The organism is Arcicella gelida, from assembly GCF_034931025.1.
In the GTDB taxonomy this organism is placed as follows: Bacteria; Bacteroidota; Bacteroidia; order Cytophagales; family Spirosomataceae; genus Arcicella; species Arcicella gelida.
On sequence record NZ_JAYGIL010000047.1, the window covers coordinates 1 to 14453 of the forward strand.

Annotated in this window: 22 protein-coding genes; 1 reads left to right on the forward strand and 21 read right to left on the reverse strand. The window is 33.8% G+C overall.

Features of this window, described 5'->3' with window-relative positions; genetic code table 11:
* Window positions 1–344 precede the first annotated feature (344 nt).
* Window positions 345–929, forward strand: coding sequence for a Crp/Fnr family transcriptional regulator (locus tag VB776_RS23215; protein WP_323699256.1), 585 nt, complete (start codon window positions 345–347; stop codon window positions 927–929).
* A gap of 16 nt (window positions 930–945) precedes the next feature.
* On the opposite strand, the gene VB776_RS23220 is transcribed toward VB776_RS23215, so the two are convergent.
* The 21 genes from VB776_RS23220 to rplE form a co-directional block, all read right to left on the reverse strand.
* On the reverse strand, window positions 946–1323 hold the full coding sequence (locus VB776_RS23220; protein WP_323699257.1) for an FtsL-like putative cell division protein: 378 nt from the start codon (window positions 1321–1323) through the stop codon (window positions 946–948).
* A 12-nt stretch (window positions 1324–1335) separates the two neighbouring features.
* Window positions 1336–2265: a 16S rRNA (cytosine(1402)-N(4))-methyltransferase RsmH gene (rsmH, locus tag VB776_RS23225; RefSeq protein ID WP_323699275.1), complete on the reverse strand. Its 930-nt coding sequence runs from the start codon at window positions 2263–2265 to the stop codon at window positions 1336–1338.
* Between the two features lie 121 nt (window positions 2266–2386).
* On the reverse strand, window positions 2387–3346 hold the full coding sequence (locus tag VB776_RS23230; protein ID WP_323699258.1) for a hypothetical protein: 960 nt from the start codon (window positions 3344–3346) through the stop codon (window positions 2387–2389).
* Window positions 3343–3882 (reverse strand): hypothetical protein, encoded by a 540-nt coding sequence (locus VB776_RS23235; RefSeq protein ID WP_323699259.1) that lies wholly within the window; start codon window positions 3880–3882, stop codon window positions 3343–3345. The genes VB776_RS23230 and VB776_RS23235 overlap by 4 nt, the downstream gene beginning before the upstream one ends.
* A gap of 120 nt (window positions 3883–4002) precedes the next feature.
* The gene (gene rplQ / locus VB776_RS23240) at window positions 4003–4539 is read right to left on the reverse strand and encodes a 50S ribosomal protein L17 (protein WP_323699260.1); all 537 of its coding nucleotides are present in this window, start codon (window positions 4537–4539) and stop codon (window positions 4003–4005) included.
* 175 nt (window positions 4540–4714) lie between these two features.
* Window positions 4715–5704, reverse strand: coding sequence for a DNA-directed RNA polymerase subunit alpha (locus VB776_RS23245; protein WP_323699261.1), 990 nt, complete (start codon window positions 5702–5704; stop codon window positions 4715–4717).
* Window positions 5705–6029: 325 nt separating this feature from the next.
* Entirely contained in the window at window positions 6030–6635 is a 606-nt protein-coding gene (gene rpsD, locus VB776_RS23250; RefSeq protein WP_309914672.1) for a 30S ribosomal protein S4, read from the reverse strand.
* A 111-nt stretch (window positions 6636–6746) separates the two neighbouring features.
* A complete protein-coding gene (gene rpsK / locus VB776_RS23255; RefSeq protein ID WP_184128614.1) occupies window positions 6747–7142 on the reverse strand; it encodes a 30S ribosomal protein S11 in 396 nt (131 codons plus the stop codon).
* Between the two features lie 115 nt (window positions 7143–7257).
* Window positions 7258–7635, reverse strand: a complete 378-nt coding sequence (gene rpsM, locus VB776_RS23260) for a 30S ribosomal protein S13 (RefSeq protein ID WP_109741970.1) — start codon at window positions 7633–7635, stop codon at window positions 7258–7260.
* Between the two features lie 60 nt (window positions 7636–7695).
* Window positions 7696–7812, reverse strand: coding sequence for a 50S ribosomal protein L36 (gene rpmJ, locus VB776_RS23265; RefSeq protein ID WP_109324399.1), 117 nt, complete (start codon window positions 7810–7812; stop codon window positions 7696–7698).
* Between the two features lie 89 nt (window positions 7813–7901).
* The gene (gene infA, locus VB776_RS23270) at window positions 7902–8120 is read right to left on the reverse strand and encodes a translation initiation factor IF-1 (RefSeq protein WP_095160735.1); all 219 of its coding nucleotides are present in this window, start codon (window positions 8118–8120) and stop codon (window positions 7902–7904) included.
* An 18-nt stretch (window positions 8121–8138) separates the two neighbouring features.
* Complete coding sequence (gene map / locus VB776_RS23275) at window positions 8139–8945, reverse strand: type I methionyl aminopeptidase (protein WP_323699262.1); 807 nt, start codon at window positions 8943–8945, stop codon at window positions 8139–8141.
* Between the two features lie 36 nt (window positions 8946–8981).
* Window positions 8982–10304, reverse strand: a complete 1323-nt coding sequence (gene secY, locus VB776_RS23280; protein ID WP_323699263.1) for a preprotein translocase subunit SecY — start codon at window positions 10302–10304, stop codon at window positions 8982–8984.
* A 207-nt stretch (window positions 10305–10511) separates the two neighbouring features.
* Entirely contained in the window at window positions 10512–10958 is a 447-nt protein-coding gene (rplO, locus tag VB776_RS23285; protein ID WP_323257051.1) for a 50S ribosomal protein L15, read from the reverse strand.
* Window positions 10959–11039: 81 nt separating this feature from the next.
* On the reverse strand, window positions 11040–11219 hold the full coding sequence (rpmD, locus tag VB776_RS23290) for a 50S ribosomal protein L30 (protein ID WP_323699264.1): 180 nt from the start codon (window positions 11217–11219) through the stop codon (window positions 11040–11042).
* 87 nt (window positions 11220–11306) lie between these two features.
* A complete protein-coding gene (rpsE, locus tag VB776_RS23295) occupies window positions 11307–11825 on the reverse strand; it encodes a 30S ribosomal protein S5 (protein WP_309913337.1) in 519 nt (172 codons plus the stop codon).
* 61 nt (window positions 11826–11886) lie between these two features.
* Window positions 11887–12234 carry a 50S ribosomal protein L18 gene (rplR, locus tag VB776_RS23300; RefSeq protein WP_184128585.1) on the reverse strand — a complete coding sequence of 116 codons (348 nt, stop codon included), beginning with the start codon at window positions 12232–12234 and terminating at the stop codon, window positions 11887–11889.
* Window positions 12235–12352: 118 nt separating this feature from the next.
* Complete coding sequence (rplF, locus tag VB776_RS23305; protein WP_184128582.1) at window positions 12353–12907, reverse strand: 50S ribosomal protein L6; 555 nt, start codon at window positions 12905–12907, stop codon at window positions 12353–12355.
* A 78-nt stretch (window positions 12908–12985) separates the two neighbouring features.
* On the reverse strand, window positions 12986–13381 hold the full coding sequence (rpsH, locus tag VB776_RS23310) for a 30S ribosomal protein S8 (RefSeq protein WP_184128579.1): 396 nt from the start codon (window positions 13379–13381) through the stop codon (window positions 12986–12988).
* Window positions 13382–13515: 134 nt separating this feature from the next.
* Entirely contained in the window at window positions 13516–13785 is a 270-nt protein-coding gene (gene rpsN / locus VB776_RS23315; RefSeq protein WP_109741979.1) for a 30S ribosomal protein S14, read from the reverse strand.
* A gap of 106 nt (window positions 13786–13891) precedes the next feature.
* Window positions 13892–14446, reverse strand: coding sequence for a 50S ribosomal protein L5 (gene rplE, locus VB776_RS23320; protein WP_323257058.1), 555 nt, complete (start codon window positions 14444–14446; stop codon window positions 13892–13894).
* Window positions 14447–14453 lie beyond the last annotated feature (7 nt).

Below are 14453 nucleotides of genomic sequence, written 5' to 3' on the forward strand. Positions count from 1 at the left end.
ACTTGTCCATAAAAAATAACAATTATTGTTGCTAAGTTATTTAACTTTTTTAGTTTGACATTTGATTTTTTAAAAAATCAAATGTCAAACTAAACTTACACAACTAAAGGGAGGGTGCCCATCAGAATGAAAAATACATATTTTCATCTTTTTTGAAAAACTTAATCATTATTAAAAATAGATTTCTCAATCTTCTTAAACTACAGCCTAAAGTATTGACAAAAATTTCTCTTTTTGTTACAACATGAAAATTAATATCCTAAAAATTGCTAGTACTATGATAATTTCAACCTATTCAACTTACAAATTGCCTTATCTTTGATTTATCCAAAATATGATAAACAATGAATCCTCAAAAGCTTTTACTACAACAAACTGTCAATCATATTCATCCGCTATCAGAAGAAGACTTTGAGGCTTTCTATGCTTTGTTTAGACCTTATACTGCCAAAAGAAAGGAAGTATTAACACAAGCTGGGAGTGTGGAAAAGTATTTGTATTTCGTACTGGAGGGCTTACAAAGATTGTATTATTTGGATGAGCAACATCGTGAAGCAACGTTGGTATTCTCTTATCAAGCTAATTTTGGTGGAGTGTTGGATTCGATGATGAATCAAAAACCTTCCCGATATTATTATGAAACACTAAGTCCATCTGTTTTTTTGCGGGCTTCATACGCTCAAATAGAGGAATTATTGATTAATAAACCAGCAATAGAAGTTTTATTACGAAAAGGATTAACGGGAGCTTTTTCTGGTATATTAGAGAGATTGGTAGAACTACAATGCTTTTCGTCGGAAGAAAAGTTTCAGCAATTATTACGAAGAAGTCCACACATTTTACAAATTGTGCCACATAAATACTTAGCAAATTATATTGGCATAGACCCTAGCAATTTCAGTAAGTTAATCAACAGTGTTAAGATATAGGTTTTAAGCTTAGACCTTATTCTTCTACCACAATTTTGGTTGGTGGCACTTTGTTTTCTTCCAAACCCATTGGTGCTACCTTTTTAATGATTTCAGATTGCTTTCCAGCTTTCATAAAATCAGCTTTTTGAGTGGTATAATCTGCTCTTTTTTCTTCTAAAGCAAATTTCGCTTTGTCTATTTTATGAATCAAACTTTCGGCATTCAGTGATGAAACAATGTAAATCACAATCAATGCCGAAACCCACAATACATAGCGTAATTGGCTGGCAGGAAATTCGCCACCCAATATTCTATCCATGTTAAAAATCTTATCAAAAAAAGCAAAAATACCCTTACTAGGCCTATTACTTGGCTGACTAGCTTTTGGCGCACGTGATACATTTTTTGCCATTGTTATTTCTTTTTATTTTTCAGCTAATGCTGCAATTCTAAGTTTAGCACTTCTACTTCTTCCATTGATAGATAATTCTTCTGGAGAAGCTTCTATCGGTTTTTTATTGATTGCCATCAATGGTTTTGTAACAGTTCCATAAATAATATCCTTATCAGGCTCGCCTTTGAAGTTTCCAGCTTTAATATAATTCTTCACCAATCTATCTTCAAGTGAATGGAAAGTCATGATACATAATCTACTTTCTTCATCTCTCAACAAATCAGGAATCTGTTCCAAAAACTCTTCAATCACTTCTAATTCCTGATTTACTTCAATTCTAATCGCTTGAAAAACCTGTGCAAAATACTTGAACTCTTTGAATTTAGGAGCATACTTCTCTAAAATAGCCTTCAATTCTCCCGTTGTTTTGATGGGTGCATTCAATCTTGCACTATGAATAGCATTAGCCAAAGTACGGGCATTCTTGATTTCGCCATACATACCCAGAATCTTGTGCAATTGTGCTTCAGAATATTCATTGACGATAGTAAATGCTGACATATCTGCCTTTTGATTCATTCGCATATCTAAATCTCCTTCAAAGCGTGTCGAAAATCCACGAGTTGGTTCATCAATTTGATGTGAAGAAATACCAAAATCGGCTAGAATACCATCTACTTTCTTTACGCCATACAAACGCAAATATTTTTTGATGTTTCTGAAATTAGCTTCAATAAAAGTAAAACGTGGGTCATTAAAAGCCTGAGCATTTACTTTAGCGTCTGGGTCTTGGTCAAAACCATATAACTTACCTTTCTCTCCTAATTGTGCTAAAATAGCTCTTGAATGCCCACCGCCACCAAAAGTAACATCTACATAAACGCCATCAGGATGAATGTTAAGTCCATCAAGACATTCTTGAAGCATAATTGGGCGATGGTAATCAGTATTGACAGTCATTATTTCTTGAATCTTAGAATACAAATTTATGGATAAACTTAATGGAAATTGATAAAGGATTTCCATTGAGCATGATGTTTTATACAAACATAGCATCAAAGAAACCCTAGGTATTTTTTTATTAAAGATGAAGTAAATGCTTTACATCAAGTGCTAATTTCTGAGAAAAAATCTCAGCACCACGTTTATTCAAATGTTGAGAATTGTAGAAATACTTTCTTTGATAACAAAGTGAATCGTTTGAATAATCTAAAAAGTAACAATGATAACGTTTTGAAGCATTTTTACACATTTCAATCATTGTTATTTTGTTCTTATACAAAGGTTGAACTTCATAATACTCTGGTGCATACAAAAGCACAACTTTGATATTTTGCTGTTCACAAAAAGCGAGATATTCTTCAAACTGTTTTTTTATTTCTTTATTGAAAGAATACTTCACTCCTCTTGGATAACGCTTTTTGAAACGTTCAAAATCTTGGTTCCACTCATAAACATTACCTCTGTAACCTTTGTATTTTGTGGTAGTATCATACAAAGCAGTAAGATTGATATAATTACAAATGCCTTCCCAAGCTAAAGATTGTTGATTCTTGTACTTCAACAAAGGAATCTTTTGTTGATAAATACCAAACTCACCTTTATGTCCACGAGTAGTTGCTAATAAAATAGGTTCGTTGATAAAAGGTAAAAATTGCTCAGGGTTGACTACATCTGCTCTTTTAGCAAAGCCATACACATCAACATTGTGGATAATATAATTGGGCTTTTTATTATGCTCTAAGTATAATTTAAAACGTGCTAATTGCATATCAAAATGCCAAGCAGACATACCCAAATTATAAGAATTAAGATGAAGAGTACTATCAATAATTTTAGGAGAAATATGAAACTCCGCTCTTGATGAACCTAAAATGAGTAAATCAGCATTGATTTTAGCATCGAATAAATCATTCCAAGCAGCAAAATACTCATTCCTAGATTTTCTTAAGCCATTATCAACCACAAAAGCCAAAGCATATAAACTAATGATAATTAGGAAAGACAACAAAGCTATTTTCTTGAAAAACCTTTTTATCATTTCTTTACTTTTGCTTCAATCTTAAATGCCTTTTTATCTCCAAAAACTAATTTCTGTGTACCTTCAATTAAATAATAATTCACTACATTATCCACCAAAGTCATTTTAACATGCTTGTCAGTTTCATAAAGATAATTCTGATTAGCTATCGTAGCTTCCATTGCAGTTAACTGATTATTTTTCAGCAGAATTTTGATGTTATTTACAGGTAAATTTTCAGATTTTTTTAAATGATAAACTATTAATGAATCAGACTGATTAATTTCATAGCTATTCAAATAAGCAGGTTTGTTCAAATCTGTTTGTAAGAACAACTCTAATTCTTTAGACCAATCTTCAATCTTTACATCCTTAGTTTCTGGAGTATTATCACTCCAAACAGTTTTAGAAAAAGTTGGTTTTTCTTTATTTAATACATTGATTTGATTCGTAATGGATGTCTTCAAATCAAAATATTTATTGATTTTAGTCGTAGATTCCTCTTTACAAGAAATAAACAAAGTAAAAATAGCAAGTATTGTAATGGATGATTTCATATCACAAAATTACGGATGTCTATTGATATAAGTAGTGTAAATTTACAATCGACCAAAAATAACAAAAGGACTTCGACCAAAGTCAAAGTCCTTTTGAAAAATAGAAAAATCTAAATTAGATTATTCTTCAGTTTTTTCTTCCGAAGTTTCAGCAGCAGGAGTTTCATCTTCTACTACTTCAGCCGAAGGAACCTCAGCTACTGGTGCAGCTTCGATAGTATCTTCAGTTTTCTTAGCTCCAGAACGACGACCACGACGAGTTTTCACTGCTTTCTCAGCTGTAGCTGCTAATAAAGTTTCGTTGAAGTCAACTAATTCCATTAAGCACATTTCAGCATTATCACCAAGACGATTCGCCAATTTGATAATTCTAGTGTAACCACCTGGACGGTTAGCAACTTTTTCAGAAACAATACCAAAAAGTTCTTTAACAGACTCTTTGTTTTGTAAATAAGAGAATACTACACGACGGTTGTTAGTGCTATCGTCTTTTGATTTAGTAATCAAAGGTTCGATGTATTTTCTTAATTCTTTAGCTTTAGCAGCTGTAGTTTCGATTCTTTTGTGAAGAATCAAAGAAGAAGCCATGTTCGATAACATAGCGGCTCTGTGAGGAGCAGTTCTACCTAAATGGTTGAATTTTTTACCGTGTCTCATTGTGTTGTTCGTAAGTTTAAAATGAATCACTTAATTCCCAGCGGAAGGAAGCTATCATTGCGGTTAAGTTAATTCACATCAACTCACCTATTACTACTATTAAAAATTAAAATTTTAGTGCTTACTACAAGTAGCAAACACTAAAATTTTCTAATTACTAAGTAAGTATTGGATATTAATCCTCGTCTAAACGGTAACGAGCAACATCCATACCGAAGTGAAGTCCTTTTTCTTCGATTAGTTGTTCTAATTCAGTCAATGATTTCTTACCGAAGTTACGGAATTTCATCATGTCAGAAATTTCTAATCTAGCCAAGTCTCCTAAAGTTCTAACATCAGCTGATTTTAGACAGTTGTAAGCACGAACTGACAAGTCTAAATCTGCTAAAGCAGTCTTCAATAATTTTCTCATGTGAAGCATTTCTTCATCTACCACGTTATCTTCTTCTGCCTTCATAGACTCGAAAGTCATTGTTTGGTCAGAGAACAACATAAAGTGTTGAATCAAGATATAAGCTGCACCTTTCAATGCGTCTTCAGGGTGAATTGATCCGTCAGTTTCAATATCCAAAACTAATTTTTCATAATCCGTCTTTTGTTCAACACGAGTATTCTCGATGCTGAATTTCACATTCTTGATTGGCGTAAAGATTGCGTCAATCGGAATGTGACCAAAAGGAGGTTCTGTGTTTCTAGTTTCGTCTGAAGGAACATATCCACGACCTTTTTCAACGATAATCTCCATCTCAAATTCTTTTGACTCATCTAAATTACAGATAACTAAATCTGGATTTAGAATGTCAAAATAATTTGTAAACTTAGCAATATCGCCTGCTTTTAGAGTGCTTTGACCTTTCACTCTAACATTGATTTTATTCTCAAGGATTTCCTGACTTTTTTTGAATCGAACTTTCTTCAAATTCAAAATAATTTCAGTCATATCCTCAATTACTCCTTCAATGGCTGAAAATTCGTGCAAAACTCCGCCAACCTTTACGCTTGTAATAGCGTAGCCTTCTAATGAAGACAACAAGATTCTACGAAGTGCATTACCGATTGTAACGCCATAGCCTTTTTCGAGTGGCTTAAACTCAAATAACCCGTGAAAGTCGTCAGCTTTTTCCATGACAACTTTATCGGGCATTTGGAATGCTAATATTGACATATTTCGTAGCGTAATTTACCTTGGAATGTGTAAGAATAGAGTAATCAATTCGCAATTTACGAATTAACTCTGTAATTTTAGCATTTAGGGTTACTATTTTTTCGATAAAATCTTGACATTTCAGAAGAAATCATCTATATTACAAGTTTACAGAAAATTTAAGTCCCTTAGAATAAACAATATTAATTATTGTACATCTAATATTGAATAAACACAAAATCAAACAAACTTAGATTTTACAAACAAATATGTAAAATCTAAGTCACAAAGTTTTCAATTAAATTGTCAGAATATTTTTGACCATTTACTCTGTCAAAATATATGATTACTTAGAATAAAGTTCAACGATTGCTTGCTCATTGAAGTTCTCTGGAATATCAGAACGTTCTGGATAAGAAACGAATTTACCAGTCATTGTAGGAGTATCCCATTCTAACCAGTTGAAACGTTTTCCAGCTTTTCCAGCAAGTGAGTTAGAAACTACTTCTAATGATTTAGATTTCTCACGTACACTTACTAATTGTCCTGGTTTAAGAGAATACGATGGAATGTTTACAATTTCACCGTCAATAAGAATATGCTTATGAATAACCAACTGACGAGCTGCACGACGAGTAGGAGCAATTCCTAAACGATAAACAGTGTTATCAAGACGAGCTTCACAAAGTTTCAAAAGGTTTTCACCTTTGATACCTTCTCTTACAGCTGCTTTGTGGTATAAGTTTTCAAATTGCTTTTCAAGGATACCGTAAGTATATTTCACTTTTTGCTTTTCTTTCAATTGTAAAGCATATTCTGAAACTTTTCCACGCTTACCTTTACCGTGCTGACCTGGACCATAGTTTTTGCGAGCTAACGCTTTACTTGGACCTAAGATTGGCTCACCAAAACGACGAGCAATTTTTGATTTTGGACCTGTATATCTTGCCATTTCTAAAATTAATAAGTCATCAAACCTCTTTTGTTCGATGAAGTAATTAGGATAAATAAAAGAAAACGTTAATAATTACTAATTAACGTTTCCAGTAAATTTTTAAGAAGATTAAACTCTACGACGTTTTGGAGGACGACATCCGTTGTGAGGAAGTGGAGTAATATCTTTGATGGAAATTACTTCGATACCAGCGTTAGAGATAGTTCTAATTGCTGATTCACGACCTGAACCTGGTCCTTTTACAAAAACATCAGCTTTTTTCATTCCAGCTTCTACAGCTACGGCAGCGCAGTTTGTTGCGGCTGTTTGTGCAGCATAAGGAGTGTTTTTCTTAGAACCTTTGAAGCCCATTTTACCAGCAGAAGCCCAAGAAATTACTTGTCCTTGACTGTTAGTAATAGAAATAATGATGTTATTAAAAGAAGCTTTGATGTGTACTTGACCGTGTTGTTCAACTACTACAACTCTCTTCTTTGCTTTGTCTTTTCTTTTAGCCTGTGCCATTGTTAGATTTGTTTTTCAATTCCAGTTTTGAGTTCGTACATTCTCCGAAGAGCAACCTTCTCATCTTAGAACTCGACGAATTAAGAATATTATATCCTTAAACTCAGCCTAATTTTTACTTAGTAGCTTTTTTCTTGTTCGCAATAGTCTTACGCTTACCTTTACGAGTACGAGAGTTGTTCTTAGTTCTCTGACCACGTAATGGAAGACCTTTACGGTGACGAAGACCACGGTAACAACCGATGTCCATCAAACGCTTGATGTTCAACTGGATTTCAGAACGAAGTTGACCTTCAGTCTTGAATTCTCCAGCGATAATCGCACGAATTGCACTTGCCTCTTCATCGTTCCATTCGCCAGCTTTTTTGTCGAAAGAAATATTAGCTTGTGTTAAAATTTTCTGAGCAGTGCTACGACCTATTCCGAAGATATAAGTCAAAGCAATTTCGCCTCTTTTTTTGTCGGGAATATCAACCCCTGCAATACGAGCCATACTTTTTTAGCTTTTTAGATTTTAAATGAAGGAAGTTTCTCAACTACCCCATGTTAATAATCATCCTTGTCTTTGTTTGAACTTTGGATTTTTTTTGTTAATAACATAAAGTTTTCCGTGACGACGGATTACTTTACATTCAGCACTACGCTTCTTGATAGACGCTTTAACTTTCATTGTAGTATTTAATTAATGTTTCTATTAATTACAGTTTTGCAAAAGCATCGCTAAAGTTTGAATAAACTATCAATTGCCAACTGCCTATTTTACTTGTAACGATACACAATTCTTGCTTTACTTAAGTCATAAGGAGACATTTCTAACTTCACCTTATCACCAGGTAAGATTTTGATGTAATTCATTCGCATCTTACCAGAAATATGGGCAATCACTTGATGGGTATTTTCTAACTCTACTCTAAACATAGCATTTGAAAGAGCCTCAATGATAATTCCATCTACTTCTATTGATGATTGTTTTGCCATAAATTCAATTTGAAAATTTCAAATATTAACGATGTACTCTGACTTAGCTATAACTTCTTCAATAAATTTAAAAGTAGTTAATATATCTGCTTTGTCTTTTTTAATTGCTACTGTGTGTTCAAAATGGGCAGAAGGCTTTCTATCTTGAGTTCTGATAGTCCAGCCATCATTTTCTTGATGAATAGCTTTCTTTCCTTGATTTACCATTGGTTCAATGGCAATAACCATATTCTCTTTTAGCTTTGCACCATCTCCTCTTCTACCGTAATTTGCTACTTCTGGCTTTTCATGAAGAGATTTACCTACTCCATGTCCAACTAATTCTCTTACAATCGTAAAACCTAACTTCTCACTGTAAGTTTGAATAGCAAAACCAATATCACCAATTCTTTTTCCTAGTACTGCTTGTTCAATACCTTGATATAATGATTCTTTTGTAGTTTTCAATAAACGAAGAGTTTCTTCATTTACCTTCCCGATAGCGTAAGTATAAGCACTATCAGCGTGAAAACCATTTTTGAATACTCCACAATCAATTGAAACAATATCTCCGTCTTTTAATTGATAATTATTAGGAATTCCATGAACTACTACATCATTTACAGAAATACATAAAGATGCTGGGAACTTGTTTCCGCTTACATTATAATTAAGAAATGAAGGCGTACTATTATTATCTTTAATAAACTCGTAAGCTACTTTATCTAACTCTTTAGTCGTTACCCCTGGTTTTATCAATTTGGCTACCTCTGCATGAGTTTGCCCAAGAATAATACCATTTTCTCTGATTACTTCTAAATCGCTATTTGTCTTTAAATAAATCATACTTATTGTGCTTAGGAATTTAAAATCCTAAAATTATTACTGAGCAACCGCCTCTGTTCTACCTTTTACTCTACCTGATTGCATCAATCCTTCATATTTACGCATCAATAAGTAACTTTCTATTTGCTGTAAAGTATCTAACACAACACCAACTAAGATAAGTAAAGAAGTACCTCCAAAGAAAGATGCAAAACCACGAGTAATTCCAAACAAACTTGCTAAAGCTGGAAGAATAGCGATTAATGCTAACATAAAAGCCCCTGGTAATGTAATTCTATCTAAAATATCAGCGATAAAAGTTGAAGTAGCTTCACCTGGCTTAACACCTGGTACAAAACCACCACCTCTTTTCATATCATCAGAAATTTGTGTTGGGTTAATTGAAATGGCCGTATAGAAAAATGTAAATACGATAATCAAGAAAGCAAACAACAAATTGTATTCTAATGAAGTAAAATCGCTAAATTTTTGAGCAATTGATTGAGCAAATTCACTTTTTTCTGCAAAAGAACCTGCTAATAATCCCGGAACAAACATTAAAGCCTGTGCAAAAATGATTGGCATTACACCAGCAGAATTAAGTTTTAAAGGAATATACTGACGTTCGCCTCCTACAGATGAAGTTCTATTACCTACTACTTGTTTAGCATATTGAACTGGGATTCTTCTAACTGCTTGAGTAACCATTACAGCACCCATTACAACGAAGAAAAGTGCTACAATCTCAATTACAAATAATAATGCTCCAGACATTCCACGAGATTGAGCTTCGCCAATAATTGACCCCGGAAAACGAGAAACAATACCAATCATAATTAACATTGAAATACCATTACCAACCCCTTTATCTGTAATTTTCTCTCCTAACCACATACAAAACATTGTACCTGAAATCAAAATAATCACAGCAAATAAACGGAAAGACCATGCACTTACGATAATGGCATCAGCAGGGATAGTTGTCTGTAAATAAGCAGTTGCTTGAGCAGCAGTAACAAAAATAGTTAAAACTCTAGTAATTTGATTTAACTTCTTTCTTCCTGACTCTCCATCCTTTTGCATCTTCTGAAAATATGGCAATGCAATTGTTAACAATTGGATAGCGATAGAAGCAGAGATGTAAGGCATGATACCTAACGCAAATATAGAAGCATTATTAAATGCTCCACCCGAAAACATATTCAATAATCCTAATAAACCGCCTTCTCCTTTTTGTTCTAATTTTGCAGCATCAATACCTGGTAAAACAATATAAGAACCTAAGCGAAAAAAGGTGATAAACAACAGAGTGTTAAGGATTCTACCTCTTAGCTCCTCTATTGAGAAAATGTTTTTGATAGTGTTAATAAACTTGTTCATGCTATCTGTTTAAATAATCGTCAAATAATGAATGAAAACTGAAATTGTTCAACTTTTTCTTTAATCACAAATCTGTTGCCAGTTTTTACACGATTACTCAAATATTTCTGTTGCCTATCTAATTAATTTGAAAATCGGGATTTTGAAAAATGAATACCTACAAAAATATAAAAAAGATTTTCAGTATCAAATTTTCATAATTTCAAACTACCCCACAATTGCTTTACCTCCTGCTGCTTCGATAGCAGTTTTGGCAGATTCAGAGAAACCTTTAACTGTAACTTCTAATGCAGAAGTTACCGCACCACGTGACAAGATTTTCACTAAATCATTTTTAGAAACTAATCCATTATTGTAAAGTACATCATGATTGATTACTGTTACGCCAATAGCATCAGCTAAAGCTTGTAAAGTATCAAGGTTAATTGCCTTGTATTCTACACGATTAATATTTTTAAATCCAAACTTAGGAACTCTACGTTGTAAAGGCATTTGACCACCTTCAAAACCAGCTTTGCGAGAATAACCTGAACGAGATTTTGCACCTTTGTGACCACGAGCAGAAGTTCCACCTAAACCAGAACCAGCACCACGACCAACTCTTTTTCTAACTTTTGTTGAGCCTTCAGCAGGCTTTAATGAAGAAAGATTCATTGTATTTTTTGTTAAATGTTTGCTAAACGCTACTCCCCTGTGGAGTAACTCGCTTATATTAATGAGCTTAACTCAATAATATTAGATACTCTCAACTACAATCATGTGTTGAACCGCACGAATCATACCTTGTATTGCAGGATTCACTTCTACTTCAACGCTTTTGTTCATTTTACCCAAGCCTAGTGCTTGCATAGTACGTTTTTGAACTTGTGGACGTCTGATTGTACTTTTAACTTGTGTAATTTTTACCTTTGACATGGCTTATTTGAATTGTGAATTCTGAATTATGAATTGTGAATTAATATTGACTTCATATCTCATAATTCAGATTTCATATCTCTTATCTTATCCGTTGAATACTTTTGCTAAGGAAACGCTTCTTTGGAAAGCAACTGTATGTGGATTTCTCATTTTCACAAGAGCATCAACTGTTGCTTTAACCACGTTGTGTGGGTTTGAAGAACCTTTAGATTTAGCTAATACATCATGCACACCAGCAGATTCTAATACAGCACGCATTGCACCACCAGCGATTACTCCAGTACCCGGAGCTGCAGGCTTCAACAATACGAAACCACCTGAGAATTTACCAATTTGTTCGTGAGGAACAGAATTTTTCAATAAAGCTACTTGGAATACATTTTTCTTTGCATCCTCAATACCTTTAGCGATAGCATCAGTAACTTCGTTAGCTTTACCTAAACCAAAACCTACGATACCTTTTCCGTCACCAACAACAACGATTGCAGAGAAGCTGAAACGACGTCCACCTTTTACTACTTTCGCTACACGATTGATAGCAACAACTTTTTCTTTTAATTCGCCTTCGTTAACCTTTATTGGCTTTGATATTAATTGCGACATTTTTTCTGAATTTGAAAATTTGTGAATTTGAAAATATATAAAATACTATCAAATTAACTAATTAGAATTTAAGACCACCTTCTCTTGCACCATCAGCAATTGCTTTTACACGACCATGATACAAGTATCCGTTACGATCGAAAACAACCGCTAAAATACCAGCCGCTAATGCCTTCTCTGCGATTTTTACTCCTACTTGTTTAGCATTATCGACGTTACCATTAGCTAAGCCAAGTTCCTTTGTAGAAACTGCTGCTAATGTATGTCCTTGAACGTCATCAATAATTTGTGCATATACACCTGTGTTTGAACGAAACACAGATAATCTTGGCTTGGTAGCTGTACCAGAAACCTTTGCTCTTATTGATCGTTTTATGCGTAATCTTCTTGAATCTTTTTGCGTAGCCATTGTAATATTTGTATGTTTTGTGGATTACCGACCCACGATTTCAATTTGAAAACTTAGTAATTTGAATATTTGAAAATCAAACAAAACTCTCAAATATTCAAATATCTTCAAATTATGATTATTTTTTTCCACCAGTTTTACCAGCTTTTCTACGAATTTGCTCACCAACAAAACGAATACCTTTACCTTTGTAAGGCTCGATTTTACGTAATGAACGAATTTTCGCTGAAACTTGGCCAATTAATTCTTTATCAATTCCTTCTAAAGTTACTTTAGGGTTTTGACCTTTCTCCATTGCAGTAGTTACTTTCAATTCGCTAGGGATTTGAACAAATACAGCGTGAGAATACCCTAAACTTAACTCAAGAATGTTGCCTTGATTAGATGCTTTGTAACCAACCCCAACAATTTCCATCTGAGATTTATATCCTTCGCTTACACCAATAACCATGTTATTGATTAAAGAACGATACAAACCATGAAGAGCTTTGTGACGTTTTTGTTCAGTAGGACGTTTAACTGCAAGCTCAACACCTTCTACTTCAACGATAATATCTGGATCAATTGTACGCTCCAAAGTTCCTTTAGGACCTTTAACAGATACATGATTTTTATCAATCGTTACAGCAACACCTGCTGGCAACGTTATGATTTTATTACCAATTCTTGACATGATTGTTAATTGTTTTGCTTAAATGGAAGTCTATAAAATCTAAAATCAAATAGAGCCTTCTTTCAGCGTTAATAAATATTAATAAACGTGGCAAAGAACTTCACCACCTACGTTTAACACACGAGCTTCTTTGTCGGTGATAACCCCTTTTGATGTCGAAAGAATTGCAATACCTAATCCGTTTAATACACGTGGCAACTCAGTTGCACCTTTGTATTTACGTAAACCTGGCTTAGAAATTCTTTCTAATTTAACGATTGCCGACTGCTTAGTAACCGGGTTATACTTCAAAGCAACTTTGATGGTACCCTGAACAGTTGTATCGTCAAATTTATAGTTTTGAATATATCCTTTATCAAAAAGCACCTTAGTGATTTCCTTTTTGATGTTAGAAGCAGGGATTTCAACGATTCTATGGCGTGCCTTGATGGCATTTCTCAATCGTGTTAAGTAATCTGCTATTGGATCTGTCATTGTTTTCGATATTTGAAACGAACCCTTCCTGAAAAGGCTCGCAAAATTACGGAATAAAAATTAAGAAGACAAGTTAATTGATAATTAAAATAAATCTAATTACTTAATTATCAATTATCTGAAGTCGTTTGATATTACCAGCTTGATTTAGTTACCCCTGGAATCAACCCATCAGAAGCCATTTGGCGGAAAGTAACACGGTTGATACCGAACTTACGCATATAACCTCTTGGGCGTCCTGTAAGCTTACAACGGTTGTGTAAACGAACTGGTGAAGCATTTTTAGGTAACTTATCAAGTCCTAAATAATCTCCAGCTGCTTTTAAAGCTGCACGCTTTGCGGCATACTTAGCAACTGTTGCTTCTTTTTTTCTTTCTCTTGCTTTTACTGATTCTTTTGCCATTTGTGTTGAGAATCTTTATTTGTTATCGGTTATCTGTATCCGTTATCGGTAAATGTTATTTAGAAAATAATATCAATAATAACAGTTCACAGATAACTTGAATCAATTACTTCTTCTGATTTGAAAAAGGCATTCCCATTGCTGATAACAATGCGTTCGCTTCTTCGTCAGTTTTTGCGGTAGTTACAAAAGTGATATCCATACCAGAAATTTTATTTACTTTATCAATAGAAATTTCAGGGAAGATAATTTGTTCTTTAACACCTAATGTATAGTTACCACGACCATCGAATCCTTTGTCCGATACTCCTTTGAAGTCACGTACACGTGGAAGTGATACAGTCATCAAACGGTCAAGAAATTCGTACATTTTTTGTCCTCTCAACGTTACTTTAACACCAATTGGCATGTTTTCACGTAATTTGAAGTTTGAAATTGCTTTCTTAGAAATTGTTGCAACAGCTTTCTGTCCAGCGATAAGAGTGATTTCTTCAACACCCGTATCAATCAATTTCTTGTCAGCCACAGCAGCACCAATACCTTTGTTGATTACAACTTTAGTAACTTTTGGAACTTGCATTACTGATTTGTATTGAAATTTCTCCTTTAAAGCAGGAACGATTTCATTTACATACTTATCTTTCAGTCTTGTAGTTGTCATTTTATGA

Bases quoted from the DNA above. Each gene is read 5' to 3' on its own strand.
- VB776_RS23215 (WP_323699256.1), top strand. From the start codon at position 345: ATGAATCCTCAAAAGCTTTTACTACAACAAACTGTCAATCATATTCAT.
- VB776_RS23220 (WP_323699257.1), bottom strand. From the start codon at position 1,323: ATGGCAAAAAATGTATCACGTGCGCCAAAAGCTAGTCAGCCAAGTAAT.
- rsmH (WP_323699275.1), bottom strand. From the start codon at position 2,265: ATGACTGTCAATACTGATTACCATCGCCCAATTATGCTTCAAGAATGT.
- VB776_RS23230 (WP_323699258.1), bottom strand. From the start codon at position 3,346: ATGATAAAAAGGTTTTTCAAGAAAATAGCTTTGTTGTCTTTCCTAATT.
- VB776_RS23235 (WP_323699259.1), bottom strand. From the start codon at position 3,882: ATGAAATCATCCATTACAATACTTGCTATTTTTACTTTGTTTATTTCT.
- rplQ (WP_323699260.1), bottom strand. From the start codon at position 4,539: ATGAGACACGGTAAAAAATTCAACCATTTAGGTAGAACTGCTCCTCAC.
- VB776_RS23245 (WP_323699261.1), bottom strand. From the start codon at position 5,704: ATGTCAATATTAGCATTCCAAATGCCCGATAAAGTTGTCATGGAAAAA.
- rpsD (WP_309914672.1), bottom strand. From the start codon at position 6,635: ATGGCAAGATATACAGGTCCAAAATCAAAAATTGCTCGTCGTTTTGGT.
- rpsK (WP_184128614.1), bottom strand. From the start codon at position 7,142: ATGGCACAGGCTAAAAGAAAAGACAAAGCAAAGAAGAGAGTTGTAGTA.
- rpsM (WP_109741970.1), bottom strand. From the start codon at position 7,635: ATGGCTCGTATTGCAGGGGTTGATATTCCCGACAAAAAAAGAGGCGAA.
- rpmJ (WP_109324399.1), bottom strand. From the start codon at position 7,812: ATGAAAGTTAAAGCGTCTATCAAGAAGCGTAGTGCTGAATGTAAAGTA.
- infA (WP_095160735.1), bottom strand. From the start codon at position 8,120: ATGGCAAAACAATCATCAATAGAAGTAGATGGAATTATCATTGAGGCT.
- map (WP_323699262.1), bottom strand. From the start codon at position 8,945: ATGATTTATTTAAAGACAAATAGCGATTTAGAAGTAATCAGAGAAAAT.
- secY (WP_323699263.1), bottom strand. From the start codon at position 10,304: ATGAACAAGTTTATTAACACTATCAAAAACATTTTCTCAATAGAGGAG.
- rplO (WP_323257051.1), bottom strand. From the start codon at position 10,958: ATGAATCTTTCTTCATTAAAGCCTGCTGAAGGCTCAACAAAAGTTAGA.
- rpmD (WP_323699264.1), bottom strand. From the start codon at position 11,219: ATGTCAAAGGTAAAAATTACACAAGTTAAAAGTACAATCAGACGTCCA.
- rpsE (WP_309913337.1), bottom strand. From the start codon at position 11,825: ATGTCGCAATTAATATCAAAGCCAATAAAGGTTAACGAAGGCGAATTA.
- rplR (WP_184128585.1), bottom strand. From the start codon at position 12,234: ATGGCTACGCAAAAAGATTCAAGAAGATTACGCATAAAACGATCAATA.
- rplF (WP_184128582.1), bottom strand. From the start codon at position 12,907: ATGTCAAGAATTGGTAATAAAATCATAACGTTGCCAGCAGGTGTTGCT.
- rpsH (WP_184128579.1), bottom strand. From the start codon at position 13,381: ATGACAGATCCAATAGCAGATTACTTAACACGATTGAGAAATGCCATC.
- rpsN (WP_109741979.1), bottom strand. From the start codon at position 13,785: ATGGCAAAAGAATCAGTAAAAGCAAGAGAAAGAAAAAAAGAAGCAACA.
- rplE (WP_323257058.1), bottom strand. From the start codon at position 14,446: ATGACAACTACAAGACTGAAAGATAAGTATGTAAATGAAATCGTTCCT.